This window comes from Bradyrhizobium sp. UFLA05-125 (genome assembly GCF_059803515.1).
Window position 1 is genome coordinate 1 of sequence record NZ_JBANBJ010000061.1, and the last position, 26568, is coordinate 26568.

A 26568-nucleotide genomic window follows, 5' to 3' on the forward strand; every position below is an offset into this window, starting at 1 on the left:
GCCTCATAGCCGCGGCGCGGATGCTGGCGGACTTCGTCCATCTCCTCGTCGGTGAGCTTGCCGGGCTTGTCCAGCAGTTGTGCCGGCACGAAGGCCTTGCCGACGTCGTGCAGCAAGGCGGCACGGGTCAGGCGGCGCTGGTCGTCCTCGCGCATGCCGAGATGCTGCGCGAAGGCGACTGCAAAGCCGGTGACGAACAGACAGTGCCGGTAGCTGCCGACATGGTGGCAGCCGACGGTGGTGAGCCACTCGCGCAGCGAGGAATGCTTGATCGCTTTCAGGATCTTGCTCTCTGCGGCGACGACGTCATCGAAGGTCAGGGGCACGCCGAGCGGCAGTTTCTCGAACATTTTCGCCAGCACGCCATGCGCCGCCTCGACGCCGCGGTTCAGCGTCTTGCCGCGATCGCTGGAATCGTAAGTGGTGGTGTCCGGGAACGCGGCGCGAATGCGCTGCAAAATGGCTTCGGGCTGCAGTGGCCGCGAGATCGTATCGGTGGCGCCCAGCGCCCATGCCTGCATGGTGCCGTGATGCAGCGCATCCGCCAGCACGAACAGCCGCGGCATGGAGCGGTAGGCATCACCGCGCAGCTTGTTGCGCACCCGCTGCACGCTTTCGGGCGAACGCAAATTGATGTCGACGACGATGCCGGAGAGATCGCGCGCCGGCTGCTCGGGGATCTCCTGGGTCGAGACCGTTGCGACCTCGCCGACGGACTGCAGGATATGGGCAAGCTCGCTGCTCTGGTCGCTGCGGTCGGAGGCCAGCAGGAGCCTGCGTTTGGCGGCGGGTTTGGCTGAGGCGGTCATGGCTTCCCCAAAAGCAACTGAACGGGCAACTGAAAAGAGCACTGCGCTCGACCGCACCACTCTAGCGGCATCAGGTTCTCCGGCCCTTAATGCGCGTGCTGAACGGGAACCTGCGGGGTTTGTTCAAATTTGAGGGATTCGGTCCGAGGTTGCTGGCGGCCGACCAAAAACATCGAAAACAACCCCATGCGAAGTAGCCCGGCAGTCGTCGAAGCCATTCGACAGGTCGGCCGAAGAGAGCGCGCGGGATGCCGACGCTCTCGGCCGTCATCACCCGCGAAAGCCCGGCCATGACGACGGAGTGCTGGTGCTCTTGGTGCGGCTCAATTCTCGATTTTGTACCCCGTCGCCTTCACGATCGGCTGCCAGAATGCCGTGTTCGCGGCCAGCTCCTGAGTGAGCCCCTCCGCCGTGCTGCCGACGGGAATGAGCCCGATCGCGGTGAGCTTCTCCTTCACCTCCGGCTTGGCGAGCGCGGCGCTCGCGGCCGCGCTGAGTCTGCGCGAAAACTCCGGCGGGCTGCCGGCGGGAAGCCACATGCCGTACCAGGCGTCTGCGACGAGATCGATGCCGCTCTCCTTTAGCGTCGGAACATCCGGCGCGAACGGCGAACGCTCGGCGCTTGAGACAGCGATGATCGTCACGCCCTTGGCACGATGCTGCGGCAGCGCGTCCGCCAGCGTCGTGATGCCGAACGGCACGTGGCCGCCGACGAGGTCGTTGAGGATCGGCGCGCTGCCGCGATAGGGCACACGGCTCAGGGCAATGCCGAGGTCCTTCTCCATCTTGGAGCCCATGAAATGCGGGATGGTGCCATTGCTGGGCACGCCGAACGTCGCCTTGTCCGGATTCGCCTTCAGCCAGGCGACGAACTCGCCGAAATTGCTGGCTGCGATCGCGGGTCCGATCACGACGGCGAACTCGAAGCGCGCCAGCAGCGACACCGGCATGAAGTCCTTTGCCGCATCGAAGGTCGGCGTCGTCTCCACCATCGGCAGCAGGTACATGGTGGGCCCCGTCGTCACCAGCACCATGCTGCCGTCGGGATTGGCACCCTTCACTGCCTTGATGCCGATCAGGCCATCACCGCCGGTGCGGTTCTCGACGACGATGGTTTTCTGCAACGCCGGCGCCATCTCCTGTGCGATCAGCCGGCACAGCGTGTCGCCGCCGGCGCCCGCCGCAAACGGGAAGATGATCTTGGTCAGCCCGGCCTGGGCCTGCGCTCCGCCCGCCCGCGCCAGCAGCGGCAGCCCGAGACATCCGGCGATGAAGTCGCGGCGATCCATTGCGTGTCCTCCCTCGTATCCGGGCGCATTAGACAGGTGCCGCCGCGGCAGACAAGGCCGTTAACGCTGACTACCGGCAGCCCCATTACCCGCAGCCCCGCCTTGCGCCGGCCATCGTCCTGCTGCAAAAGCAGGCCTCACCGGCGCCGCCTCTTTCGCTCCGCCGCTTCCCAAATGCAGAGCAGATCGTTCTAGAGCGCGCCCATGGCCAGCCCCGAACTCAGTCAATTCCGCCGCATCGTCGTCAAGGTCGGCTCAGCCCTGCTGGTCGATTCCGACGCCGGCGAAGTGCGCGCGTCCTGGCTCGCGGCGCTCGCGGCCGACCTCGCAAAGCTGCACCGCGAGGAGCGCGACGTCCTGATCGTCTCCTCCGGCTCGATCGCGCTCGGCCGCAGCCGGCTCAAGCTGCCGCGCGGCCCGCTGAAGCTCGAGGAGAGCCAGGCCGCAGCCGCCGTCGGCCAGATCGCGCTGGCGCGGATCTGGTCGGAGGTGCTAGGGGCCCACGGCATCGGCGCTGGACAGATTCTGGTGACGCTCCAGGACACCGAGGAGCGCCGCCGCTATCTCAACGCGCGCTCGACCATTGGCAAGCTCCTGGAGTGGCGCGCGATCCCCGTCATCAACGAGAACGATACGGTTGCAACCAACGAAATCCGCTATGGCGACAACGACCGTCTTGCCGCGCGCGTCGCCACCATGGCGAGCGCTGACCTGCTCGTGCTCTTGTCCGACATCGACGGGCTCTACGACGCGCCGCCGAAGAACAATCCGAACGCAAAGCTGATTCCGGTTGTCGATAGCATCTCCTCGGAGATCGAGGCCGTGGCAGGAGACGCCGAATCCGAATTGTCGCGCGGCGGCATGCGCACCAAGGTCGAGGCCGCGAAGATCGCGACCACCGGCGGCACGCATATGCTGATCGCCTCCGGCAAGATCGAGCATCCCTTGCAGGCGATCGCCGACGGTGGCCGCTGCACCTGGTTCCTCACACCTGCCAATCCCGTGACCTCGCGAAAGCGCTGGATCGCGGGCTCGCTGGAGCCGAAAGGCACACTGACCATCGACGCCGGCGCGGTCGCTGCGCTTCGCGCCGGCGCGAGCCTGTTGCCGGCGGGCGTGATCAAGGTGGAGGGCCAGTTCGCCCGCGGCGATGCCGTGATCGTGCGCGGTCCCGACATGCGCGAGATCGGTCGTGGCCTGATCGCCTATGACGCCGACGAGGCCGAGCGGATCAAGGGCCGCTCCTCGCCGGACGTAATGGCCATCCTCGGCATCAGCGGGCGGTCCGAGATGATCCATCGCGACGATCTGGTGGTGGGCGGGTAGCCCCAAAGGCAGGCGAGCCGTCATGCCCGGGCTTGTCCCGGGCATCCACGTTCTTTCGGGCCGGCAAGAACGCGGGATGGCCGAGTCGAGCCCGGCCATGACGCCGCGGTTAGGCCATTGGCCCAGCCAACGCCTGTCATCGGGGTACCAGCCATACCCTCCCCGGCCTTCGCAAATGCGGGATTTCCGTGCTAGGACACCGCCTTAGCAGAAGGTTGAACTCATGGCCGCCCCCCTCAAAGCCCTCGACGGCACTGCCGATCTCCAGGCGCTGATGACCGATCTTGCCGCCCAAGCCCGCGCTGCGGCGCGTGTGTTGGCGCTGGCGCCGGCGGAGCAGAAGAACCGGGCGCTGGAGGCCATGGAGCGGGCGATCCGCAAGAACGCGGCGGCCATTCTCGCGGCCAATGCCGAGGACGTGGCCGAGGCCCGCAGCGGCGGCGACGCAACGGGCGCCTTCATCGACCGTCTCACGTTGACGCCTGCGCGCGTCGAGGCAATGGCCGAGGGCATTGCCATCGTGCGCGGCATTGTCGATCCCGTCGGCGTCGTCACCGAGAGCTGGCAGCGGCCGAACGGCATGATCATCGAGCGTGTCCGCGTGCCGCTTGGCGTCGTCGGCGTGATCTTCGAGAGCCGGCCCAATGTCGCTGCCGACGCCGGCGTGCTGTGCCTGAAATCCGGGAATGCCGTGATCCTGCGCGGCGGCTCCGATAGTTTCCGTTCCTGCCGCGCGATCCATCAATGCCTGGTGCAGGGCCTGCGCGAGGCAGGGCTGCCTGAGGCTGCGATCACGCTGGTGCCGACGCGCGACCGTGCGGCGGTCGGGATGATGCTTGCAGGCCTGAACGGCGCCGTCGACGTGATCGTGCCACGCGGGGGCAAGAGCCTGGTTGCGCGCGTCGAGGCGGAGGCGCGCGTGCCGGTGTTCGCGCATCTCGAAGGCGTCAACCACGTCTATGTCGACGCGAGCGCCGATCTCGAGATGGCGAAGTCGATCGTGCTAAATGCCAAGATGCGCCGCACCGGCGTCTGCGGCGCGGCCGAGACGCTGCTGGTCGATCGCGCGGGAGCTGCAAAGAGCCTGAAGCCGCTCATCGAGTTGCTGATCGATGCCGGCTGCGAGGTACGCGGCGACGAGGCGGTGCAAGGTATCGACGCTCGCGTCAAAGCTGCCAGCGAGGACGACTGGGACACCGAATATCTCGACGCGATCATCGCGGCGAAAGTCGTCGACGGCGTCGACGGCGCGATCGCGCATATCCAAAATCATGGCTCGCACCACACCGATGCGATCGTGAGCAAGGATGAAGCCGCCGCGCAAAAATTCCTGAGCGAAGTGGATTCCGCGATCGTGCTGCACAACGCCTCGACGCAATTCGCCGATGGCGGCGAGTTCGGCTTCGGCGCCGAGATCGGAATCGCCACCGGCCGATTCCACGCGCGCGGCCCGGTCGGGGCCGAGCAGCTCACGAGCTTCAAGTACCGCGTCCACGGCACCGGACAGACGCGGCCGTGACCTCGCAGGGCGGGCATTGAGCAACCATTTCGTCGTGCCGCGCTTCGTGGCGCAAGCGTTGCCGCCTTACACCGATGGCATGCGCATCGGGCTGCTCGGCGGCTCCTTCAATCCGCCGCATCACGCGCATCGCGCGATCAGCCGCTTCGCGCTCACGCGTCTCAAGCTTGATCGCGTTTGGTGGCTGGTGACGCCAGGCAATCCGCTGAAGGAGAACGGCGCCTTGCACGCACTGGGCGAGCGCATGAAGGCCGCGCGCGACGTTGCTGATGATCCGCGCATCGAGGTGAGCTGTCTCGAATCCGTCATCCGTACGCGCTACACTATCGACACGATCAACTTCTTGCGCCGCCGCGCAAGCGGCTTGCGATTTGTCTGGATCATGGGCGCCGACAACCTCGCGCAATTCCATCGATGGCAGGACTGGCAGCGCATCGCGGGCCAGGTGCCGATGGCGGTCATCGACCGCCCGCCGCAAAGCTTTCGCGCCCTCGCCTCGCCCGCTGCCCGAGCGCTAGCCCGTTACCGCCTGCCCGAGAACGAGGCGGCGCGACTCGCGGACCGGCGGGCGCCGGCATGGGTCTTCCTCACCGGGCTGAAGCTCAGCCTGTCGTCCACCACCTTGCGGAACCCGGATGGGAGCTGGAAGGCGGCCGATGAGGCGTGAGGACGTGGTGCGGGAAACAGGCTCTGGCATATTGAAACCCTTAACCCCACATGATGTAGTGTAACCAGTGAGTGCCGGATTCGGCGTTCGCGATACAGTGAAAGGAATGGTCCCTGGCCACATCTGTATTGTCCAAGTCTGTTTTACCCAAGGTTGCTAAGCCTACGCGTAAAACATCGACCCAAGCTGCGGCCTTGAAGGCGCAACCCGACGCCGACAAGACGCTGAGCCTGATCCTCTCCCGCCTCGAGGATATGAAGGCGGAAGAGACGGTCACCATCGACCTTCGCGGCAAATCGGCGTACTCCGACTACATGATCGTCACCACGGGCCGGGCCAACCGGCACGTTGGCGCGATCGCGGAAAACGTCACGAAGAGCCTCAAGGAAACCGGCGTCAAGAACATCCATGTCGAGGGCCTGCCCAATTGCGACTGGGTGCTGATCGATTCCGGCGATGTGATCGTGCACGTGTTCAGACCCGAGGTCCGCGAGTTCTACAATCTCGAGAGATTGTACACGCAGGGCCCTGGGGCGGCGAAGGCGATCTAGAGGGCTCAAAGAGGCCGATTTCGAATCGGCTGACGCGCATGCTAGCGTCGTGCGCGCGCGTTGTGCGCGCGGGTTGAAAACGCGGCTCTTACGACGTCATGCGTGTTGCAGTCATTGCGGTTGGCCGACTGAAGCAGGGCCCCGAACGGGAGCTTGCCGATCGCTATTTCCAGCGGTTCGACGAGGTCGGCCGCAAGCTTGGTTTCCGCGAGCTCGCCATTCATGAAATTCCGGAAAGCCGCGCGCGCGATACCGCAGCGCGCATGGCCGAAGAGGCCGCGGCCATCAGTTCGCATATTCCCGACAAGTCGGTGATCGTGGCGCTCGACGAGCGCGGGCAAAATCTCGATTCGACCGTATTCGCACGGAATCTCGGCCGCTGGCGCGACGAGGGTAGCGCGCATACAATATTCGTCATCGGCGGGGCGGACGGACTTTCGCCCGAATTGCGCCGTAAGGCCAAGCTCGTGATCGCGTTCGGCGCGGCGACATGGCCGCACCAAATGGTCCGCGTCATGCTTCTGGAACAGCTTTATCGGGCCGCAACCATCCTGGCCGGCCATCCCTATCATCGCGCGTGATTCGCGCCTCAACGAGCACTTTTTCCGACGCGATGCAGGCTCAGCTTTTCAACCTGTTGCTGATCGCAGGCTTTGCCGGCAGCCAACTTGCACCGGCGGCAGCGCAGACTGCAACGCCTGCGTCGCAGACTGCCGAAGTCTCGGCCGATGCGATCAAGCAGCGCGAGCAGGAGCTCGAGGCGGCGCGGCAGCGGCAGAAGAGTGCCGAGGAAGCACAGGCCAAGCTGAAGGCCGAGATCGCCTCGCTCGGCCAGGACCGCACCCAGCTCAACCAGCAACTGATCGACACGGCCGCCAATGTACGCGCCGTCGAGACCAAGATCGGCGATGCCGAATCACGGCTGACCGCGCTCAACGGGCGCGAGCAGGAGATGCGCAATTCGCTCAATTCGCGGCGCGCCGACATCGTGGAGGTCTTGGCTGCGCTCCAGCGCGCCGGCCGACGGACGCCGCCCGCGCTTTTGGTGCGACCCGAGGACGCGCTGCAATCGTTGCGCACTGCGATGCTGCTCGGCGCCGTGGTTCCGGAACTGCGTGTCCGCGCCGAAAAGCTCGCAAGCGAGCTCGGCGAGCTCGTGGCCCTGCGCAAGACCATAGCAACCGAGCGCGACCAGCTCGCCGCCGACCGCGACAAGGTCCGCAACGATCAGACGCGGCTTGCCGCCCTCGTCGACGAGCGGCAGCGCCAGCAGGCCTCGCGGGAAATGGACCTCGATGCCGAGAACGCGCGTGCCATCACGCTCTCCAGGCAGGTGGGCGACCTCCAGGGCCTGATTGCCAAGATGGAGCAGGACCTGCAAAGCGCCGCCAGGGCGGCCGAGGCTGCAAAGCAGGCCGAGGCGAAGGCGGCCGCCAACGCCAAGCCGGGGCCGGCCACCTTCAAGGACCGTTCCCGGACCAGCCCGGCGATCGCCTTCGCCTCGGCCAAGGGCCTACTGCCGCTGCCCGTCAACGGTACCAAGATCAGGGATTTTGGCGGTTCCGACGGCGTCGGCGGCGTGCAAAAGGGCATTTCTTTGGCAAGTCGGCCTGGCTCCCAGGTCACGACGCCGTGTGATGGCTGGGTGGTTTATTCTGGCCCCTTCCGCAGCTATGGACAACTCTTGATCCTTAACGCGGGGGGCGGGTATCATGTCCTGATCGCCGGGATGGAGCGCATTTCGGTAAACATCGGACAGTTCGTGCTCACGGGGGAGCCGGTCGCGATCATGGGGTCGACATCCCAAGTCGCCTCCATTCTCGCCACCAATGCGAGTCAACCCGTGCTCTATGTCGAGTTCCGTAAAGACGGCACTCCAATCGATCCAGGCCCATGGTGGGCCGCAAATGAAGGCGAGAAGGTTCGCGGATGATGCGCAAGACTTCAGTTATCCTCCTCAGCGCGGCCACCGGCGCGGCGCTGACGCTGTTCGTGACCCAGCCGCGCGCGGTGTTCATGGGTTCGAGCGCGCGCGCCGCGACCGCGGACACGTATCGCCAGCTCAATCTGTTCGGCGACGTGTTCGAGCGCGTGCGCTCCGACTATGTCGAGAAGCCCGACGACACCAAGCTGATCGAATCGGCGATCTCCGGCATGCTCTCGGGCCTCGATCCGCACTCCAGCTACATGGACGCCAAGAGCTTCCGTGATATGCAGGTGCAGACCCGCGGCGAATTCGGCGGCCTCGGCATCGAGGTCACCATGGAGGACGGCCTGATCAAGGTGGTCTCGCCGATCGACGACACCCCGGCCTCGCGCGCTGGTGTCATGGCCAACGACATCATCACCAATCTCGACGACGAGGCGGTGCAGGGCCTGACCCTGAACCAGGCGGTCGAGAAGATGCGCGGCCCCGTCAACACCAAGATCAAGCTCAAGATCATCCGCAAGGGCGTCGACAATCCAATCGACGTCACCCTGGTGCGCGACAACATCCGCGTCCGCTCGGTGCGCGCGCGCGTCGAGGCCGACGACATCGCCTATATCCGCATCACCACCTTCAACGAGCAGACCACCGAAGGCCTGAAGAAGGAGATCGCCAATCTCTCGACCCAGATCGGCGACAAGCTGAAGGGCTACATCATCGATCTCCGCAACAATCCTGGCGGCCTTCTCGAAGAAGCGGTCACCGTGTCCGATTCGTTCCTCGAGCGCGGCGAGATCGTGTCGACCCGCGGCCGCAACGCCGAGGAGACCCAGCGCCGCTCCGCCCATCCGGGCGACCTGACCAAGGGCAAGCCGGTGATCGTGCTGGTCAACGGCGGCTCGGCCTCGGCTTCGGAAATCGTCGCCGGCGCGCTGCAGGACCACAAGCGCGCGACCATTGTCGGCACGCGCTCCTTCGGCAAGGGCTCGGTGCAGACGATCATTCCGCTCGGCAGCGGCAACGGCGCGCTGCGACTGACCACGGCGCGCTACTACACGCCGTCGGGCAAGTCGATCCAGGCCAAGGGCATCGTGCCCGACATCGAAGTGCTCCAGGACGTGCCGGACGAGTTGAAGTCTCGCACCGATACCAAGGGCGAGGCTTCGTTGCGCGGCCACCTCAAGAACGATGGCGACGAGAAGACCGGCTCGCAGTCCTATGTTCCGCCGGATGCCAAGGACGACAAGGCGCTCAAGATGGCCGACGACCTCCTTCACGGCATCAAGAACAGCGCCTCTGCGGCGCCCGCGCCGGGTACCGACAAGGCCGCGGCTGACAAGCCCAAAGCGGCGAACTAAGGCGGCGAACCGACGCCACACAGCAACCTAGACGTTTCGAAAGGGCGGCTCCTGGAGCCGCCCTTTTTGCTGTGAAGCTTGCCCCCGGGAAACCCCCGGCCTGCCGCCGCTTGACCGCGTCGTGGTATCGTCATTGCCGAGTGATTCGGGATCGCGCATGACTGAAACGGCCGATGATCTGAGCGTCCCGCTCGGACAGGACAAGCCGCGCCGGAAACGTCGGCTGCGGCTGCCGTTCACGGGGCTGCACGTCCTCGCCGTCCTGCTTCTCCTGTTCCTCGCGACCTTTGCCGGCTTCGCCATCTTCCACAAGGACCCACTCGGCGGCGAGCCGATCACGCGCGTTGCCATCCGCGAGCAGAAGGCCGCCGAGGACAAGCCGGCGGTCGCCGCGCCCGAAAGTTCGGGCCATGAGACCAAGGCGGCGCCGAAGCAGGCGACGCCCGGCGACCAGAAGACCGTCACCATCATCGACGGCTCGAGCGGTGCGCGCCAGGACGTCGTGATCGGCAGCGGCAGCGAGGCTGCCGACAAGGGCGAGCCAGCCTCCGCCGCGCCCGCCATCATGTCCGGTGTCGACCAGCGGCTGCTCGAGAAATCGCGCTACGGCATGATCCCGATTGCGGCCGCCGACCTGAAGCCGTTCACTGTCTATGCGGCGGAAGCGGATCGCGCCAAGGCGGCCAAGATGCCCGTTGTCGCGATCGTCATCGGTGGGCTCGGCGTCGGTGCAGCCAAGACCGCTGATGCGATCATGAAGCTGCCGGGCGCGGTGACGCTGGCCTTCACGCCCTATGGTTCCGATCCCGGCAAGCTCGCCGAGCGCGCCCGCGCGCAGCGCCACGAGATCTTTCTCCAGATCCCGATGGAGCCCTACGACTTCCCGGACAATGATCCGGGTCCGCAGACCCTGCTGACCTCGCTGAGCACTGAGCAGAACATGGACAGGCTGTACTGGCATTTGAGCCGGATGCAGGGCTATGCCGGGCTCGCCAATTTCATGGGCGCGCGCTTCGTCGCCACTGACGCGGCGATGCAGCCGATCGTGCGCGAGGCGGCCAAGCGCGGGCTCGGCTTCTTCGACGACGGTTCCTCGCCGCGCAGCGTCGCGCCCCAGGCCGCAGCAAGCCAGGCCATGCCGTTCGGCAAGGGCGACATCGCGATCGACGCCGTGCCGACCGGCGCCGAGATCGACCGCGCCCTGAACAAGCTCGAATCAATTGCCCGCGAGCGCGGCGTCGCCATCGGCACCGCCTCCGCCCTTCCCGTCTCGATCGAGCGGATTGGTACCTGGATCAAGACGCTCCCCGATCGCGGTGTCCTGCTAGTGCCATTGACAACCGCGATGTTGAAATCAAAATCCAGCTGAATCAACGGATTGGCACGGCAGGTCCCAGGGGGCCGAAAGGGTCGGCCACGAGTGGTGAGAGGTTTGGCGGAATGACGCGTTACGAGGATCTGCCCTACCGCACCTGCGTCGGGGTGATGCTGCTCAACAAGGACGGACTGGTCTTCATCGGGCGCCGCGCCGGCGGCATCGAGCATGTCGACGAGAGCCATGTCTGGCAGATGCCGCAAGGCGGCGTCGATCCCGGTGAGGATACCTGGGAGGCCGCCATGCGCGAACTTTACGAGGAGACCAGCGTGCGCTCGGTGGAACGGCTCGGCGAGGTTGCCGACTGGCTCACCTATGACATTCCGCGCACGGTCGCGGGCCGCGCCTGGAAGGGCCGTTACCGCGGCCAGCGCCAGAAATGGTACGCCATGCGCTTCACCGGGAAGGACAGCGAGATCGACGTCGCCCACCCCGGCGGCGGCGGTCACAAGGCGGAATTCGTCACCTGGCGCTGGGAGCCGATGAAGAATCTTTCCTCGCTGATCATTCCGTTCAAGCGCCCGGTCTATGATCGCGTGGTGCAGGAATTCTCTGCGTTGGCGCACGACTGATGCATGACCCGTCGTTCCGGGGCGATGCGACAGCATCGAACCCGGAACCTCGAGATTCCGGGCTCGCGCTTCGCGCCCCGGAATGACAGCGAGAAGCGAACCAGTGCCCGATCAAAAACCCTATCGTCCCAATGTCGGGATCGCGCTGTTCAATGCCGACGGCCTGGTGCTGATCGGCCACCGCTTCCGGGGTGACGGCCCCGAGATCATCCTGCCGGGGCTCGACTGGCAGATGCCGCAGGGCGGCGTCGACGACGGCGAGAATCTGCGCGATGCCGCGATGCGCGAGCTCTGGGAAGAGACCGGCGTGATCCACGCCGACTATCTCGGCGAGAGCGACTGGCTCGCTTACGAGTTTCCACCCTATGACGGACCGCAAACGCATCGCCTGGCGAAATTCCGCGGCCAGCGGCAAAAATGGTTCGCGCTGCGCTTCACGGGGCGTGACGAGGAGATCGATCCGCTGACGCCGCGCAACGGACAGCCCGCCGAGTTCGATGCCTGGCGCTGGGAGCGTCTCGACCGTGTCGCCCATCTCGTGGTGCCGTTCCGCCGCGAGGTCTATCGCGCGGTGGCACTGCAGTTTGCAAAGTACGCGCGCTGACCAGTGCGCATCGGCCGCTGACGAAGTTGTAGGACGACATTTCGGCCTGCCAATTCCTCATCCTGAGGAGCGCGCTGTCGCGCGCGTCTCGAAGGATGAATGGCCCCGCTGGTGGCCCTCCCCTTCGAGACGCCGCGCACGCGCGGCTCCTCAGGGTGAGGGTTAGACGTTTGCGTGTGCGGCTCGGCCAGCTAGTTCGGCCCCACCGTGAACGGGCCGATGGCGATGACGTGGCAATCGCTGTCGCGCTTGGCACAATCGTTAAGCGCCGTGTTGACGGCGCCCTGCTCGTCCGCGGACTTCAGCCCGAGGCCCGGACGTCCGGTGGTGCCGACGGCGACCGCGTTCCAGCCCATCGCATCGCCGAGCTTGCGCACGACGTCATCGCGCGCGTCGGCCGCGATCGACGCATTGCTCGCGGCGTGGAAGAATCCGGTGACCTTGAACAGGCTCGGAATCGGCACGACGAAATTATCGTCGACCGCGACGATCATGCAGGCGGCGCCGGCGATCGCGCCGCAGGATTCCAGCGCGCGCCGCATCGCCTCGTCGGGCGACGACGCGCCGATATTCATGAAATACTGAGTCCCGCCAGGGCCGAGCGCGAGCGCGCGCGACTTGGCCCCCGGGACGAACATGGTCTCGAGTCGTTGCTTGCCGGGATCGCGCAACAGCGGCACGTCCTTCGATGCGAAGGCGCGCTGGGTCATCGCGTCGTTCCGCATGAAGGGCTGCGCGGGCATCGGCGGCTTGCCGTGCATATAGACCACGGTGTTGCCGACCGCATAGATCTCGCAGCGGCGCGGAGATTGTGCGGTATCGGCGTGCTTCTGGCACTGCTCGACGGCAGCATTTCGTGCAGCGTCCTCGCTCGGCTGATTGAACACCGCAGCGTTGAAGCCGGCAATGTTCAACGCGAACGCCTTGAAGTCTGCGGCCGCCGCGTATTCGTTGCTGAGATAGCCACGAACGCGGTCGCTGACGAAGGGGACGGAGTCTGCCGGAAACTTGGCTGCTGCGGTCGCGGTCGGGGTTGCCGTCGGGGTCGCAGTCGGCGCGCTTGCAGGCAGCGTTGCCGCCGGGCTGGCCGCAGGCGCGCTCGACACGGCGGCCGAGGTTGCGCTTGGTGCCGGGCTCGAGGTCGCAACCGCCGTCGATGACTGCTCCAGCTTGGTGAAGTAGAGAAAGCCCGCGACGCCGATCGCGACGATCGAGACCACCGCGACCACCAGCGGCCACATCCAGTTCGGCGTCGACGTGGCCTTCGCACCCGGCTTCTTGACCTGCGGTGTCGAATAGCTTCCGTCCTCGCGGCGCATCGCGACCATGTAGGCATGCACGGGGGTCGGAATGTTCTTGACCTCCTGCGCCCCGATGTCTGCGAACTGCACCGAGAGCTTGTTGGCGACCTGCTCGTGCACAGCGCGCGAAACGCAGATGCCGCCGACTTCGGCCAGTCCTTCGAGGCGTGCGGCAATGTTGACGCCATCGCCCAACAGATCACCGTCACGCTCGACCACGTCGCCGATGGTGATGCCGATGCGGAACGACATCTGCCGGCTCGGCGGATAGGCCATGTTGCGGGTCCGCAGGGACTCCTGGATGTCGATCGCACAGCGCACCGCATCCACTGCGCTCGGAAATTCCGCGAGCACGGCATCGCCGGCGGTATTGAAGATCCGCCCGCCGGCTTTCGCGATGAAATCGTCGACGACCGCCCGATAGGACGCAAGACGCCGCAGCGTCTCCTCTTCGTCTTCCGCGACCAGCCTGGAATAGCCGGCAATATCGGCTGCAAAGATCGCCGCGATCTTGCGTTTCATCTGCACCAGCCCTGGAACTCCAAATGCGGCGGCAGAATGCCGTTATCCAGGACGCGGTGCAATAACGTTTCAGCGCCCGCCACGAGAGTGACGAGCGCTGAATTTGTTAGGGTTTTTCGACGAAGAGGCGATGCACGCCAGATCAGTGCATCGCCGTCGTGTTGAGCTGCTGCTGGATGCTCTTGAAGCGATCAAGCCGCGTAATCGCGAGATCGAGTTCGTAGCCCTCCTTCTCGGAGAGCTTTTCCTGCATCTGCGCAATCGTATCGGCAAATTGCGCCTGATCGAGCTCTTCGATCGATGTCGCGACGTCGGCGAGGACTGTCAGGCGGTTGTCAGAGACTTCGGCGAGACCGCCGGTCACGATGACCTTCTGCTTCTGGCCGCCGGCGATGATCGTCAGGATGCCCGGCCGCACCGCGGCCACGACGGGAGCGTGTCCGGCGAGCACGCCGAAATCACCTTCCCAACCGGGAATGTCGACCTGATCGACCTCGCCGGAGAAGGCGAGCTTTTCGGGAGAGACGAGATCGAAATGGAAGGTGGCCATGTAGGAAACCTGCGGATGGTGGGTAGCGAATGGCGAGTGGCAAAGAAGGGAGCGGCTATTCGCCACTCCCTATTCGCAATTCCCTGCTTAGGCCGCCTCGGCAGCCAGCTTCTTGCCCTTCTCGACCGCCTCTTCGATGGTGCCGACCATGTAGAAGGCGGCTTCCGGGAGGTGGTCGTACTTGCCTTCGCAGAGGCCGCGGAAGCCCTTGATGGTGTCCGCGAGGTCGACGAACTTGCCGGGCGAGCCGGTGAAGACTTCGGCGACGTGGAACGGCTGCGACAGGAAGCGCTCGATCTTGCGGGCGCGGGCCACCGTCAGCTTGTCCTCTTCCGAGAGCTCGTCCATGCCGAGAATGGCGATGATGTCCTGGAGCGACTTGTAGCGCTGCAGCACCTGCTGGACCTGGCGAGCGGTGTCGTAGTGCTCCTGACCGACGACGAGCGGCGAGAGCATGCGCGAGGTCGAGTCGAGTGGGTCCACCGCCGGGTAGATGCCCTTTTCCGAGATCGCGCGCGACAGCACGGTCGTGGCGTCAAGATGCGCGAACGAGGTCGCGGGCGCCGGATCGGTCAAGTCGTCGGCCGGAACGTAGATGGCCTGCACCGAGGTGATCGAGCCCTTCTGCGTGGTGGTGATGCGCTCCTGCAGCGCGCCCATGTCGGTGGCCAGCGTCGGCTGATAACCCACCGCCGAAGGAATACGGCCGAGCAGCGCCGACACTTCCGAACCGGCTTGCGTGAAGCGGAAGATGTTGTCGACGAAGAACAGCACGTCCTGGCCCTGGTCGCGGAAGTGCTCAGCGACGGTCAGACCGGTGAGACCGACGCGGGCGCGGGCGCCCGGCGGCTCGTTCATCTGGCCGAACACCAGCGCGCACTTCGACTTCACGCTCGGATCCGGATTGTGCGGATCGGCGTTGACCTTGGACTCGATGAACTCGTGATAGAGGTCGTTGCCCTCGCGGGTGCGCTCGCCCACGCCGGCGAACACCGAGTAACCGCCGTGCGCCTTGGCGACGTTGTTGATCAGCTCCTGAATCAGCACGGTCTTGCCGACGCCGGCGCCGCCGAACAGGCCGATCTTGCCGCCCTTCGCGTAGGGCGCGAGAAGATCGACGACCTTGATGCCGGTGACGAGAATTTCGGCTTCCGTCGACTGCTCGGTGTAGGTCGGCGCTTCCTGGTGGATCGCGCGGATGCCCTCGGCCTTGATGGGACCGGCTTCATCGATCGGCTCGCCGATGACGTTCATGATGCGGCCCAGCGTGCCGTCACCAACAGGAACCGAGATCGGCTGACCGGTGTCGGTCACTTCCTGGCCGCGCACCAGACCTTCGGTGGCGTCCATCGCGATCGTGCGGACGGTCGACTCGCCGAGATGCTGGGCGACTTCGAGGACCAAGCGGTTGTTGCCGTTCTTGGTCTCGAGCGAATTGAGAATGGCCGGCAGGTGGCCTTCGAACTGCACGTCGACGACGGCGCCCATGACCTGGGTAACGCGACCGACCTGGGTGGCTGCTGTAGCCATTGACTGTCTCCTTCGATCCGAATTTCGCTTCCGGTCAGACTGCTTCTGCGCCGGAGATGATTTCGATGAGTTCCTTGGTGATCTGCGCCTGACGCGTGCGGTTGTAGACCAGCGTCTGCTTGCGGATCATTTCGCCGGCGTTGCGGGTGGCGTTGTCCATCGCCGACATCTGCGCGCCGTAGAACGAAGCGTTGTTCTCGAGCAGCGCGCGGAAGACCTGCACCGCAAGATTGCGCGGCAACAGGCGGGTGAGGATCTCGTCCTCTTCCGGCTCGTATTCGTAGGACGTCGTTGTCGCGCCGGCGGCGGACTCCTCGACGACCAGCGGGATCACCTGCTGGGCGGTCGGGATCTGCGCGATCACCGACTTGAATTGCGAGTAGAACAGCGTGCAGACGTCGAACTCGCCGGCCTCGAAGCGCGCCAGCACCTTCTTTGCGATATGCTCGGCGTTGACGAAGCCGAGCTGGCGCACAGAGCGAAGGTCCAGATGCTCGACGATCTGCTTGTCGAACAGGCGGCGGAGCTGCTCATAGCCCTTGCGGCCGACGCAGAAGAATTTGACTTCCTTGCCCTCGTTCTGAAGGGCCAACGCGCGCTCGCGCGCCAGACGCACGATCGAGGAGTTGAACGCACCGGAGAGGCCGCGCTCGCCGGTGCAGACCAGGAGCAGGTGGACCTGATCCTTGCCGGTGCCGGTGAGCAGCGCAGGCGCGCCGGGCGAGGCCGCCGCGGCGCTGGCGATATTGGCGATCACGGCAGACATCTTGTCTGCATAGGGACGCGCCGCTTCGGCGGCAGACTGGGCGCGGCGCAGCTTCGACGCCGCCACCATCTGCATGGCCTTGGTGATCTTCTGCGTCGCCTTGGTGGAGGCGATGCGGACCCGCATGTCTTTAAGTGAAGCCATTCTCAGTTCACCCCCGCGGTTCGACCCTTACGATCAAGCCGCTAGCCTATCTCAGTCGTCATGCCCGGGCTTGTCCCGGGCATCCACGTCTTCGCCTTTCCACGCGGTAAGGCGTGGATGGCCGGGACAAGCCCCGCCATGACGGCTTTTTGTTAAGCCAAGCTCTTCGCGAAGCCTTCGACCACGGCCTTCAGCTTGGCGGCGGTGTCGTCCGAAAGATCGCGGCTGTCGCGGATCGCATTGAGGATCTCGACGTTCTTGCCGCGCAGCAGCGACAGCAGACCATCCTCGAACGCCTTGATCTTGTTGAGCGGCAGCGGATCGAGATAGCCGTTGGTGCCGGCCCAGATCACGCAGACCTGCTCTTCCATCTTCAGCGGCGAGAACTGCGGCTGCTTCAGCAGCTCGGTCAGACGCGAGCCGCGGTTGAGCAGGCGTTGAGTCGAGGCGTCGAGGTCGGAGCCGAACTGCGCGAACGCCGCCATTTCGCGGTACTGCGCGAGCTCACCCTTGATCTTGCCGGCGACCTTCTTGGTAGCCTTGGTCTGCGCGGACGAACCGACGCGCGACACCGACAGACCGACGTTCACCGCGGGACGGATGCCCTGGAAGAACAGGTCGGTTTCCAGGAAGATCTGGCCATCGGTGATCGAGATGACGTTGGTCGGGATGTAGGCCGACACGTCGTTGGCCTGGGTTTCGATGACCGGCAGCGCCGTCAGCGAGCCCGAGCCCTGGTCCTTGTTGAGCTTCGCCGCGCGCTCGAGCAGACGGGAGTGCAGGTAGAACACGTCGCCCGGATAGGCTTCGCGGCCCGGCGGGCGGCGCAGCAGCAGCGACATCTGGCGGTAGGCGACGGCCTGCTTGGACAAGTCGTCATAGATGATGACCGCGTGCATGCCGTTGTCGCGGAAGTACTCGCCCATGGTGCAGCCGGTGAAGGGGGCGATGTACTGCATCGGCGCCGGATCCGAGGCGGTGGCGGCGACGACGATCGAATATTCCAGCGCGCCCTGCTCTTCCAGCACCTTCACGAACTGGGCAACGGTCGAACGCTTCTGGCCGATCGCGACGTAGACGCAATACAGCTTGATGTTCTCGTCGGGCTGCGCGTTGAGCGGCTTCTGGTTCAGGATGGTGTCGAGCGCGATCGCGGTCTTGCCGGTCTGCCGGTCGCCGATGATCAGCTCGCGCTGGCCGCGGCCGATCGGGATCAGGGCGTCGATCGCCTTGAGGCCGGTCGCCATCGGCTCGTTCACCGACTTGCGCGGAATGATGCCGGGCGCCTTGACGTCGACGCGCATGCGCTTGTCGGCCTGGATCGGACCCTTGCCGTCGATGGGGTTGCCGAGTGCGTCGACGACGCGGCCGAGCAGGCCCTTGCCGACCGGCGCGTCCACGATGGCGCGGGTGCGCTTGACGGTCTGGCCTTCCTTGATCTCGCGGTCGGCGCCGAAGATGACCACGCCGACGTTGTCGGTTTCGAGGTTCAGCGCCATGCCGCGGGTGCCGTTCTCGAACTCGACCATTTCGCCGGCCTGGACGTTGTCCAGACCATAGACGCGGGCGATGCCGTCGCCGACGGACAGCACCTGTCCGACTTCGGAGACTTCAGCTTCCTGGCCGAAATTCTTGATCTGGTCCTTGAGGATCGCGGAAATTTCCGCGGCGCGGATGTCCATCAGCCTGCCTCTTTCATCGCGTGCTTGATCGAATTGAGTTTGGTGCGAAGCGAGCTATCGATCATGCGGCTGCCAAGCTTGACGACGAGGCCACCGATGATCGAGGGATCGACTTTCACGTTGAGCGCGACGTCCTTGCCGGTCACCGACTTGAGGGCGACCTTGAGGGCGTCGAGATTCTTGTCCGAGAGCGGCTCCGCGACGGTCACGTCGGCAGAGGCCTCGCCTTTATACTTGGCGACCAGCGCGCCGTAGGCGCGGATGACGTCGGCCACCGCGAACAGCCGGCGGTTGGCGGTCAGCACCTTGAGGAAATTGGCGGAAATGCCGGTGATGCCGGCCTTGTCCAGCACCGCGGACAGCGCCTTGGACTGGGCATCCGCCGAGAACACCGGGCTGCGGACGAGGCGCTTCAGATCGGCGCTGTCGCTGAGCATGGTGCCGAACCGGTCGAGATCGGCTTTGACCTCATCGACCACATTCTGGTCGCGGGCCAGTTCAAACAAGGCCGTTGCATAACGGCCGGACACACCTGAAACGGACGTATCTTCTGCAGCCACAGACGCGCTCTTTATAGCTGTCAAATTCGCAAGGGAAAAACCGTCGCCACGAAGCGGCGCCTAGCGATCCAAGCCCTTGGAATTCAAGCGGGACTTCGATTTCCGACCGACACAGGGAAGTGCCGGGCTCGTTAAAATCGCGGCTTTGCTAACATAGCAGGCGCGCAGGTGCAACATGACGCCAAATTAAAGGCTGCGGCTCTCCGTCCCTGATGTGGTCACAGGTGCTGCGAGGCCAACGGGCTGCGCCGCAATTTTTGACGACGCCCAGAAGCGCCGACCGATCGGCCCGACAGGAATTCGTTCCTGCCTTTTTCGCATACCGGCCATGAACACAGCTCGCAGAGGCGTGAGGTCGGCAGCCGCCGCTTCACTTGGTCAATTACTTATCAAATTCTCAACACGTCGGCCGATAACTTGGCTCTACAGTATTCGCAAGTATTCCATCGGTTAATAAATCGTTAAAGCCAGGGACAACAAAATATCCGAGAAAAATCCGATCGGATAACAAGATGTCTCAGCCCGACACATGACGAAATTACTGCCCAATTCATGCCGCATTGCAACGTGAAACGCGCAATCGCTCACAACCTGATGGGGGCTCCACTAGCCACATATGTGGCAATACTAGCGTAGGGACCAATAAATGTTGTCATTGAAACCGCTGGGGTTCGCCCGGCCGCAGACGGCGATCGCTTTCGTCGCTGCCACTCTCGTCATCGGTGGAACTGCCACCGAAGCTTCCGCCAAACCCCGGCACCACCATTTCCGGCACCATCACCACCACGAGGCCAGCACCAGCGATTCGAATGCAGGCTCCTGGATGAACGCCAACGCCTCCGTGACGCCCTCCTCGGGTTCCGGCCACAGCTTCTCCGGCATGGCCTCCTATTACGGCAACGAGTCCGGCAGCCGCACCGCGTCGGGCGCACGCTTCAACCAGAACGCCATGACCGCGGCGCACCGTTCGCTGCCGTTCGGCACCAAGCTGCGCGTCACCCATGGCGGCCAGAGCGTCATCGTCACCATCAATGACCGTGGCCCGTTCGTTCGCGGCCGTGTCCTCGATCTCTCCACCGGCGCTGCCCGCGCCATCGGCCTGACCGGCGCCGGCGTCGGCCGCGTGACCGCCGAGGTCGTCTCCTGACGCGTCGTTCGACGCGCATCTCATAACGAGCCCGGCAGCTTCATCGTCCGTAACGGACCTTGTGAGATTTGCTGCGTTCGAAACAAGCCCGCCGTCTTGGGGGACGGCGGGCTTTTTCGTGTGTACCCGTCGCTTTTCACTCGGCCGTCATTCCGGGGCGATGCGCAGCATCGAACCCGGAATGACAGTGGGCAACTACAAAAAGCTCTGCGGGTCGACGTCGGTCTCGAGCTTGAGATTGCCTTTGGGCTTCGGCGCCACGGCAAGCCAGTTGCGCAAATAGTCCGAGAGATCGAAGCCGCGCGCTGATTTCACCAGGATCCGGAAACGATAACGGCCCTTGATCACGGCGAGCGGCGCTTCGGCGGGGCCCAGCACCTTCACGCGCTCGTCGCGCGGCGCCAGCGCAACGAGCCGGCGCGCAAAGCCTTCCGCACTCGGGCGATCGCCGGCGGAAATGATCAGGCCGGCGAGCCGCCCGAACGGCGGGTAGAGCGTGCGCTCACGCAGATCAATCTCGCTGTCGTAGAAGGCTTCGCGATCGCAGGCGATCAGCGCCTTCATCACGGGATGCTCGGGCTGATGCGTCTGCAAATAGCCGACGCCGCGGCCCTGCTCGCGGCCGGCGCGGCCGATCACCTGGTTGAGCAACTGCCAGGTGCGCTCGGCGGCGCGCGGATCGCCGTTGGAAAGGCCGAGATCCGCATCGACGACGCCGACCAGATTGAGCCGCGGAAAATTGTGACCCTTGGCGACGAGCTGGGTGCCGATGATGATGTCGACGCGGCCCTCGGCAATGTCATTCAGCTCCGAGCGCATGGTCTCGATCGAGGTGATCAGATCGCTCGACAGCACCATGGTGCGCGCTTGCGGAAACAGCGCAGCCGCCTCCTCCTGCAACCGCTCGACGCCGGGCCCGACCGCGACCAGCGATTCCTCCGCCGCGCAATGCGGGCAGACGTTCGGCCGCGGCATCGAGAAACCACAGTGATGGCAGACCAGCCGCTGGCGGAACCTGTGATCGACCAGCCAGGCATCGCAGATGGTGCAGGCAAAGCGGTGACCGCAGGCGCGGCACAGCGTCAGCGGCGCATAACCGCGGCGATTGAGGAACAGCAGCGCCTGCTCGCGCCGCTCGATCGCGGTCTTGATCTCGCCGGCGAGCCGCGGCGAGATGAAGCGGCCGCGCGCCGGCTGCTCGCGGCGCAGGTCGATCGCCTCGATATGCGGCATGTGCTGGCCGCCGAAGCGCGAAGGCAGCGCGATGCGCTGATAGCGTCCCTTGCGCGCATTGACCTCTGATTCGACCGACGGCGTGGCAGAGGCCAGCACGATCGGAATCTTTGCGATATGCGCCCGCACCACTGCCATGTCGCGGGCGTGATAATGCACGCCGTCATCCTGCTTGTAGGCCTGATCGTGCTCTTCATCGACGACGATGAGGCCGAGATTGGCGTAGGGCAGGAACAGCGCCGAGCGCGCGCCGACCACGACCGGCGCGATCCCTTCCGAGATCGCTGCCCAATTGCGCGCGCGGGTGCGCGGGGTCAGCTCCGAATGCCATTCCAGCGGCCGCACGCCAAAACGTTGCGTGAAGCGATCGAGGAACTGGCCGGTGAGCGCGATCTCCGGCATCAGGATCAACGACTGCTTGCCGCGGCGGATGGTCTCGGCGACCGCCTCGAAATAGACCTCGGTCTTGCCCGAGCCGGTGACACCGTCGAGCAGGGCGACATGAAAGGTGCCGTTGGCCGCAAGCGCCCGCATCGCGTCGACCGCCGCGCGCTGGAGGTGCGTGAACTCCGGCTGGCCGTAGGCTGGATCGGGCGCCGGCGGTGGTGGCGGCGGCGGCAACGGCTCGACCGTCAAGGTGCCTTCGTCGACGAGGCCATCGATCACCCCGGCCGAGACGCCCGCCTCCTTCACGACATCGGACTTGCCGTGCAGCAGACGATCCGACAGCACCTCGATCACCCGCCGCCGTGCCGGCGTCAGGCGCCTTGGCGGATCGCCGACCAGCCGCACGCCGGCACGCGTCCGCTCGGGGCCGAGGTTCTCGCCCATGCGCAGGCACATGCGCAAAACCATGCCGCGCGGACCGAGCGTGTAGTTGGCGACCCAATCCACGAGCGCGCGCAGCTCGCCCTTCAGCGGCGGGACCTCGAGCTTCTCGCTGACGTCCTTGAGGCGATTGTGCAGGCGCGGATCCGGATTGGCGTTCTCCGCCCACACCACCGCCAGCACCTCGCGCGGGCCAAGCGGCACGCCGACGAGATCGCCCGCCTTCAATTCCATGCCGCGCGGCACGCGGTAGGAATAGGTCTGGTCGAGCGCGACCGGCACCAGCACGTCGACCATGCGGGTCGAAATGGCCTGGGGAGCGTTGCGCGGCGAGTGATCCATGACCAGTCTTTGACGGAGAATCGGCACCTTGGGACGTTCAGGCTAGCGCCGCCGAGCGGCCTTAGCGAACGATAAACGGGTGGGATGCGATATACTGTGCGGAATCACCACGTCCAGAGCTCAAGTCAGGGCTTCATGAGCAGAGCGGCCGCCGCCCCGAAAATCGAGCTCGCCAGCGCCGATGACAGCATCGCGCAGGAGATGATGCGCTGGCTGTCGCATCTCGGCGCCGAGCGGCGGCTGTCGCCGAAGACGCTGGAGGCCTATGCCCGCGACCTCAGGCAGTGCCTGGATTTCCTCTGCACCCATTGGGGCGAGCGCGTGACGGTGAAGCGCTTCGCTGCGCTCGAGGCCAGTGACATCAGAGCCTTCATGGCGATGCGCCGCGCCGACGACGTCGCAGGCCGCTCGCTGATGCGCGCGCTCGCGGGCCTTCGCTCGTTCGGCCGCTTCCTGGAGCGCGAAGGCAAGGGCAAGGTCGGCGCGCTCTCGGCGATCCGCGCGCCGAAGGTGGCCAAGAGCCTGCCGAAGCCGCTCCCGATGGCATCTGCCAAACGCCTCACCGACGCCGACGAACGCGCCGGCGAAGAGCGCGAAACCTGGATCCTCGTGCGCGACGCCGCCGTGATGGCTCTGCTCTACGGCTCGGGCCTGCGCATCTCGGAAGCCCTTGGACTGAAGCGGCGCGACGTGCCGCGCCCCGGCGAAGGCGATGTGCTCGTCGTCACCGGCAAGGGCAACAAGACGCGCATGGTGCCGGTGCTGCAAAATGTGCTGGCCCTGGTCGCCGAATATGTCGCGATGTGCCCGCATTCGCTTCCCGCCGAAGGACCGATCTTCGTCGGCGCGCGCGGCGGTCCATTGAGCCCGCGCATCATCCAGCTCGCGATGGAGCGGCTGCGCGGCGCGCTCGGCCTGCCCGACAGCGCGACGCCGCACGCGCTTCGGCATTCCTTCGCCACGCATCTGTTGTCGCGCGGCGGCGATTTGCGCGCGATCCAGGAGCTGCTTGGCCACTCCTCGCTTTCCACCACGCAGGTCTACACCGGCATCGATTCCGAGCGGCTGCTCGAAGTCTATGCCAGCGCGCACCCGCGGCGCTGACACACCGACGTCACAACTTGCTTGCCTCTTGCGCGCGCCGCGCAGTTCGGTCAATCGTGGGGAACCGAGGCAGGAGAAATATTATGAGCGCACACGAAAGCATGGAGCACGCGGAGCATGCCGAGCACGCATCCAGCGAGAACAAGAAGATCGCCCTTCTGATCGCGGTGCTGGCGCTGTTCCTTGCGATCTCCGAGACGCTCGGCAAGGGTGCGCAGACCGAGGCGATCAGCAAGAATGTCGAGGCCGCCAATCTCTGGGCGTTCTTCCAGGCCAAGAGCGTTCGCCGTACCGTGGTGCAGACCGCGGCCGAGCAGGGCAAGCTCACGCTGGGCTCAGCCGCAGACGACGCCACCAAGGCGGCCGTCCAGAAGCAGATCGAGGACTGGCAGAAGACAGCGGCGCGTTATCGCTCCGAGCCGGAGACCGGTGAAGGCACCGAGCAGCTTGCGGAGAAGGCCAAGCACGCCGAGCACGAGCGTGACGAGGCGACCGCAAAGTATCACCACTTCGAGCTGGCCTCGGCCGCCTTCCAGATTGGAATCGTGCTGGCGTCCGCCACCATCATCACCGGCATCGTTGCGCTCGCCTATGTCGGCGGCATCCTGACGCTCGCCGGCATGGTGATGACCGGGCTCGGCCTGTGGTGGCCGCATCTGTTGCATCTGCACGGGTAGCAGGACGCCGGAGACGGCGCAGCAATCAGTCACCATACATACCGCTGTCATGCCCCGGCTTGACCGGGGCATCCAGTACGCCGCGGCTTCTCCGCTCATGCGTCGCTGTCTCTGGAATACTGGATTGCCCGCTCCAGTGCGCAAGTGCGCACAAGGCGGGCAATGACACCGAATATGTGGCGGAGAGCTACCGCGCCTCGTGCACACTCTTGCGGAAGCGCTGGATCAGGCGGAGCGCCCGTGAGGACCAGCCTTCGCCGTTACCAGTGAGGGCATTCTTGATGCGCAGCTTGATCGGCTCGACCAGCGCCGTCGATTTGGCGCGGATCATCATCACGAAGTCATAGAGCCGCTCGAACCACGCCATCTCCAGCAGCTTGTCGCGCGTCACGTCGAACACGAAGGCGGTGACGCCGACGCCGAGCAGTTTGGCGAACAGGATCGTGAACACCGCGCTCATCCAATATTCGTGGGTGAGCAACCACAGCCCGACCAGCTTGAGCGGAAACAGCGGGATGATCGGCACGATGAAGACGATCAGCGTCATCGCCGGCGACAGCGCATCGACGCGTTCGGTCAGCCATTGCTTGAACTGCGCGAGCGGGATCGCGGCGACGACACGCGCCACGATCGGCTCGAGATGGTCCCACAGCCAGGCTTCGATCAAAAAGATGATCGCCAGCAGGACCCAGACCGGTTGAAGAAGGCGGCGCAGCATGTGTTTCCCGCCCGATTCGGCTCGGCGCGTCGCCTACATATGGATGGCCCGCTTGCCGACTGCAAGCGCGGCTTCCTTGACGGCCTCGGAGCGGGTCGGATGCGCATGGCAGGTGCGGGCGAGATCTTCCGCGCTGCCCCCAAACTCCATCAGCACACACGCCTCGTGGATCATTTCGCCAGCCTCACGGCCGACAATGTGCACGCCAAGCACACGATCCGTCTTCGCATCTGCGAGAATCTTCACAAAACCGTCGGTGGTCTGGTTGACCTTGGAGCGGCCGTTGGCGGTAAAGGGAAACTTCCCGACCGTGTAGGCCACGCCCGCCTGCTTCAGCTCTTCCTCGGTCTTGCCGACGGAGGACACTTCCGGCGTGGTATACACCACACCTGGGATCACGTCGTAGTTCACGTGGCCGGCCTGGCCGGCGAGAATTTCCGCAACCGCGACGCCTTCGTCTTCCGCCTTGTGCGCAAGCATCGGGCCGGCGACGACATCGCCGATGGCGTAGACGCCCTTCAGGGTGGTCGCGAAGTGAGCATCGATCTGGACGCGGCCGCGGTTATCAAGCGCAACGCCGGCCTCCTTCAGCCCCAGGCCATCAGTGTAGGGCACGCGGCCGATGCAGACCAGCACGACATCAGCCTCGATGGTCTCAGCCGCACCGCCCGCGGCCGGCTCGATCTTCGCAAGCAGTGCCTTGCCGTTCGTTTCGACGCCGGTGACCTTCGAGCCCAGCTTGAACGCGAATCCCTGCTTTTCCAGCATGCGTTGAAATTGTCGTGCGACTTCACCGTCCATGCCCGGCAGGATGCGATCGAGGAATTCGACGACCATGACTTCGGACCCGAGCCTGCGCCACACCGAGCCAAGCTCGAGCCCGATCACGCCGGCTCCGATGACCAGCAACCTGCCCGGCACCTTCTCCAGCGACAGCGCGCCGGTCGACGACACGATGCGCTTCTCGTCGATCTCGATGCCCTTGAGCCGCGCGATGTCCGAGCCGGTGGCGATCACGATGTTCTTGGTATCGACGACTTGCGACTTGCCGTCCGCGGACACCTCGACCTTGCCGGTGCCGAGGATCTTGCCGTTGCCCTTGAGCACGTCGATCTTGTTCTTCTTCATCAGGAACTCGACGCCCTTGACGTTGCCGTCGATGCCCTGCTGCTTGAAGTTCATCATCGCCGGAAGCTCGAGCTTCGGCGCCGAGACCGAGACGCCCATCTTGGCAAAGGAGTGCGCGGCTTCCTCGAACATCTCGGAAGCATGCAGCAGCGCCTTCGACGGCATGCAGCCGACATTGAGGCAGGTGCCGCCAAGCGTTGAATTCTTCTCCACCACGGCGACTTTCATGCCGAGCTGCGCTGCGCGCACCGCGCAGACATAACCGCCCGGTCCGGTGCCGATGACGACGAGATCGTAGGTAGCCATGAGAGGAAGTCCCGTAGGTTAAGCGTGAAAGGA

The 26568-nt window shown here is 65.0% G+C and carries 24 protein-coding genes; 13 read left to right on the top strand and 11 right to left on the bottom strand.

Annotated features, from left to right (window positions below; translation table 11 throughout):
* Positions 1-809 (bottom strand): HD domain-containing protein (locus SO156_RS34560; RefSeq protein WP_498537895.1); only part of this gene is annotated, 809 nt, incomplete at its 3' end.
* A gap of 323 nt (positions 810-1132) precedes the next feature.
* Complete coding sequence (locus SO156_RS34565; protein ID WP_458149041.1) at positions 1133-2098, bottom strand: Bug family tripartite tricarboxylate transporter substrate binding protein; 966 nt, start codon at positions 2096-2098, stop codon at positions 1133-1135.
* 204 nt (positions 2099-2302) lie between these two features.
* Between SO156_RS34565 and proB the strand changes: the two genes are divergently transcribed.
* From proB to SO156_RS34615, 10 genes are all read left to right on the top strand, one after another.
* Entirely contained in the window at positions 2303-3424 is a 1122-nt protein-coding gene (gene proB / locus SO156_RS34570) for a glutamate 5-kinase (protein ID WP_498537896.1), read from the top strand.
* Positions 3425-3647: 223 nt separating this feature from the next.
* Positions 3648-4943 carry a glutamate-5-semialdehyde dehydrogenase gene (locus SO156_RS34575; RefSeq protein ID WP_498537897.1) on the top strand — a complete coding sequence of 432 codons (1296 nt, stop codon included), beginning with the start codon at positions 3648-3650 and terminating at the stop codon, positions 4941-4943.
* A 16-nt stretch (positions 4944-4959) separates the two neighbouring features.
* Positions 4960-5610, top strand: coding sequence for a nicotinate-nucleotide adenylyltransferase (locus SO156_RS34580; protein ID WP_498537898.1), 651 nt, complete (start codon positions 4960-4962; stop codon positions 5608-5610).
* 194 nt (positions 5611-5804) lie between these two features.
* A complete protein-coding gene (gene rsfS, locus SO156_RS34585; protein ID WP_458149037.1) occupies positions 5805-6161 on the top strand; it encodes a ribosome silencing factor in 357 nt (118 codons plus the stop codon).
* A gap of 98 nt (positions 6162-6259) precedes the next feature.
* Positions 6260-6742, top strand: a complete 483-nt coding sequence (gene rlmH / locus SO156_RS34590; protein ID WP_498537899.1) for a 23S rRNA (pseudouridine(1915)-N(3))-methyltransferase RlmH — start codon at positions 6260-6262, stop codon at positions 6740-6742.
* Between the two features lie 32 nt (positions 6743-6774).
* The gene (locus SO156_RS34595; RefSeq protein WP_498537900.1) at positions 6775-8094 is read left to right on the top strand and encodes a murein hydrolase activator EnvC family protein; all 1320 of its coding nucleotides are present in this window, start codon (positions 6775-6777) and stop codon (positions 8092-8094) included.
* Entirely contained in the window at positions 8091-9446 is a 1356-nt protein-coding gene (locus SO156_RS34600; RefSeq protein WP_458149034.1) for a S41 family peptidase, read from the top strand. Before SO156_RS34595 ends, SO156_RS34600 begins: the two co-directional genes overlap by 4 nt.
* Positions 9447-9603: 157 nt before the next feature.
* On the top strand, positions 9604-10815 hold the full coding sequence (locus SO156_RS34605; protein WP_498537901.1) for a divergent polysaccharide deacetylase family protein: 1212 nt from the start codon (positions 9604-9606) through the stop codon (positions 10813-10815).
* A gap of 71 nt (positions 10816-10886) precedes the next feature.
* Positions 10887-11393, top strand: a complete 507-nt coding sequence (locus SO156_RS34610) for an RNA pyrophosphohydrolase (RefSeq protein ID WP_458149032.1) — start codon at positions 10887-10889, stop codon at positions 11391-11393.
* Between the two features lie 103 nt (positions 11394-11496).
* On the top strand, positions 11497-11997 hold the full coding sequence (locus tag SO156_RS34615; protein ID WP_498537902.1) for an RNA pyrophosphohydrolase: 501 nt from the start codon (positions 11497-11499) through the stop codon (positions 11995-11997).
* Between the two features lie 191 nt (positions 11998-12188).
* Here the strand turns inward: SO156_RS34615 and SO156_RS34620 are convergent, their stop codons facing one another.
* The 6 genes from SO156_RS34620 to SO156_RS34645 all read right to left on the bottom strand — a co-directional run bounded on the left by SO156_RS34620 (position 12189) and on the right by SO156_RS34645 (position 19052).
* Positions 12189-13820, bottom strand: a complete 1632-nt coding sequence (locus tag SO156_RS34620) for an adenylate/guanylate cyclase domain-containing protein (RefSeq protein ID WP_498537919.1) — start codon at positions 13818-13820, stop codon at positions 12189-12191.
* 142 nt (positions 13821-13962) lie between these two features.
* Positions 13963-14370, bottom strand: a complete 408-nt coding sequence (locus tag SO156_RS34625; protein ID WP_458149029.1) for a F0F1 ATP synthase subunit epsilon — start codon at positions 14368-14370, stop codon at positions 13963-13965.
* Between the two features lie 87 nt (positions 14371-14457).
* Positions 14458-15900, bottom strand: coding sequence for a F0F1 ATP synthase subunit beta (gene atpD / locus SO156_RS34630; protein WP_458149028.1), 1443 nt, complete (start codon positions 15898-15900; stop codon positions 14458-14460).
* A 34-nt stretch (positions 15901-15934) separates the two neighbouring features.
* Positions 15935-16810, bottom strand: a complete 876-nt coding sequence (locus SO156_RS34635; protein ID WP_458149027.1) for a F0F1 ATP synthase subunit gamma — start codon at positions 16808-16810, stop codon at positions 15935-15937.
* Positions 16811-16962: 152 nt separating this feature from the next.
* A complete protein-coding gene (atpA, locus tag SO156_RS34640) occupies positions 16963-18492 on the bottom strand; it encodes a F0F1 ATP synthase subunit alpha (protein WP_458149026.1) in 1530 nt (509 codons plus the stop codon).
* The gene (locus SO156_RS34645; protein WP_498537903.1) at positions 18492-19052 is read right to left on the bottom strand and encodes a F0F1 ATP synthase subunit delta; all 561 of its coding nucleotides are present in this window, start codon (positions 19050-19052) and stop codon (positions 18492-18494) included. Before SO156_RS34645 ends, atpA begins: the two co-directional genes overlap by 1 nt.
* A gap of 646 nt (positions 19053-19698) precedes the next feature.
* Between SO156_RS34645 and SO156_RS34650 the strand changes: the two genes are divergently transcribed.
* Complete coding sequence (locus SO156_RS34650; protein ID WP_498537904.1) at positions 19699-20199, top strand: septal ring lytic transglycosylase RlpA family protein; 501 nt, start codon at positions 19699-19701, stop codon at positions 20197-20199.
* Between the two features lie 195 nt (positions 20200-20394).
* Here the strand turns inward: SO156_RS34650 and SO156_RS34655 are convergent, their stop codons facing one another.
* A complete protein-coding gene (locus SO156_RS34655) occupies positions 20395-22602 on the bottom strand; it encodes a primosomal protein N' (protein WP_498537905.1) in 2208 nt (735 codons plus the stop codon).
* A gap of 135 nt (positions 22603-22737) precedes the next feature.
* Here SO156_RS34655 and SO156_RS34660 point away from each other — a divergent pair, with 135 nt between their 5' ends.
* Both SO156_RS34660 and SO156_RS34665 read left to right on the top strand, forming a co-directional pair.
* Positions 22738-23706: a tyrosine recombinase XerC gene (locus tag SO156_RS34660; protein ID WP_498537906.1), complete on the top strand. Its 969-nt coding sequence runs from the start codon at positions 22738-22740 to the stop codon at positions 23704-23706.
* 83 nt (positions 23707-23789) lie between these two features.
* Positions 23790-24383: a DUF4337 domain-containing protein gene (locus SO156_RS34665; protein ID WP_458149021.1), complete on the top strand. Its 594-nt coding sequence runs from the start codon at positions 23790-23792 to the stop codon at positions 24381-24383.
* A 187-nt stretch (positions 24384-24570) separates the two neighbouring features.
* Here SO156_RS34665 and SO156_RS34670 read toward each other — a convergent pair whose 3' ends face one another.
* Positions 24571-25101 (bottom strand): hypothetical protein, encoded by a 531-nt coding sequence (locus SO156_RS34670; RefSeq protein WP_458149020.1) that lies wholly within the window; start codon positions 25099-25101, stop codon positions 24571-24573.
* Positions 25102-25134: 33 nt separating this feature from the next.
* A complete protein-coding gene (lpdA, locus tag SO156_RS34675) occupies positions 25135-26535 on the bottom strand; it encodes a dihydrolipoyl dehydrogenase (RefSeq protein WP_498537907.1) in 1401 nt (466 codons plus the stop codon).
* Positions 26536-26568: the final 33 nt, after the last annotated feature.

Coding starts and splice junctions, on each gene's coding strand:
- SO156_RS34565 (WP_458149041.1), bottom strand. CDS start 2,098: ATGGATCGCCGCGACTTCATCGCCGGATGTCTCGGGCTGCCGCTGCTG.
- proB (WP_498537896.1), top strand. CDS start 2,303: ATGGCCAGCCCCGAACTCAGTCAATTCCGCCGCATCGTCGTCAAGGTC.
- SO156_RS34575 (WP_498537897.1), top strand. CDS start 3,648: ATGGCCGCCCCCCTCAAAGCCCTCGACGGCACTGCCGATCTCCAGGCG.
- rlmH (WP_498537899.1), top strand. CDS start 6,260: ATGCGTGTTGCAGTCATTGCGGTTGGCCGACTGAAGCAGGGCCCCGAA.
- SO156_RS34595 (WP_498537900.1), top strand. CDS start 6,775: ATGCAGGCTCAGCTTTTCAACCTGTTGCTGATCGCAGGCTTTGCCGGC.
- SO156_RS34600 (WP_458149034.1), top strand. CDS start 8,091: ATGATGCGCAAGACTTCAGTTATCCTCCTCAGCGCGGCCACCGGCGCG.
- SO156_RS34605 (WP_498537901.1), top strand. CDS start 9,604: ATGACTGAAACGGCCGATGATCTGAGCGTCCCGCTCGGACAGGACAAG.
- SO156_RS34610 (WP_458149032.1), top strand. CDS start 10,887: ATGACGCGTTACGAGGATCTGCCCTACCGCACCTGCGTCGGGGTGATG.
- SO156_RS34620 (WP_498537919.1), bottom strand. CDS start 13,820: ATGAAACGCAAGATCGCGGCGATCTTTGCAGCCGATATTGCCGGCTAT.
- SO156_RS34625 (WP_458149029.1), bottom strand. CDS start 14,370: ATGGCCACCTTCCATTTCGATCTCGTCTCTCCCGAAAAGCTCGCCTTC.
- atpD (WP_458149028.1), bottom strand. CDS start 15,900: ATGGCTACAGCAGCCACCCAGGTCGGTCGCGTTACCCAGGTCATGGGC.
- SO156_RS34635 (WP_458149027.1), bottom strand. CDS start 16,810: ATGGCTTCACTTAAAGACATGCGGGTCCGCATCGCCTCCACCAAGGCG.
- atpA (WP_458149026.1), bottom strand. CDS start 18,492: ATGGACATCCGCGCCGCGGAAATTTCCGCGATCCTCAAGGACCAGATC.
- SO156_RS34650 (WP_498537904.1), top strand. CDS start 19,699: ATGTTGTCATTGAAACCGCTGGGGTTCGCCCGGCCGCAGACGGCGATC.
- SO156_RS34655 (WP_498537905.1), bottom strand. CDS start 22,602: ATGGATCACTCGCCGCGCAACGCTCCCCAGGCCATTTCGACCCGCATG.
- SO156_RS34660 (WP_498537906.1), top strand. CDS start 22,738: ATGAGCAGAGCGGCCGCCGCCCCGAAAATCGAGCTCGCCAGCGCCGAT.
- SO156_RS34665 (WP_458149021.1), top strand. CDS start 23,790: ATGAGCGCACACGAAAGCATGGAGCACGCGGAGCATGCCGAGCACGCA.
- SO156_RS34670 (WP_458149020.1), bottom strand. CDS start 25,101: ATGCTGCGCCGCCTTCTTCAACCGGTCTGGGTCCTGCTGGCGATCATC.
- lpdA (WP_498537907.1), bottom strand. CDS start 26,535: ATGGCTACCTACGATCTCGTCGTCATCGGCACCGGACCGGGCGGTTAT.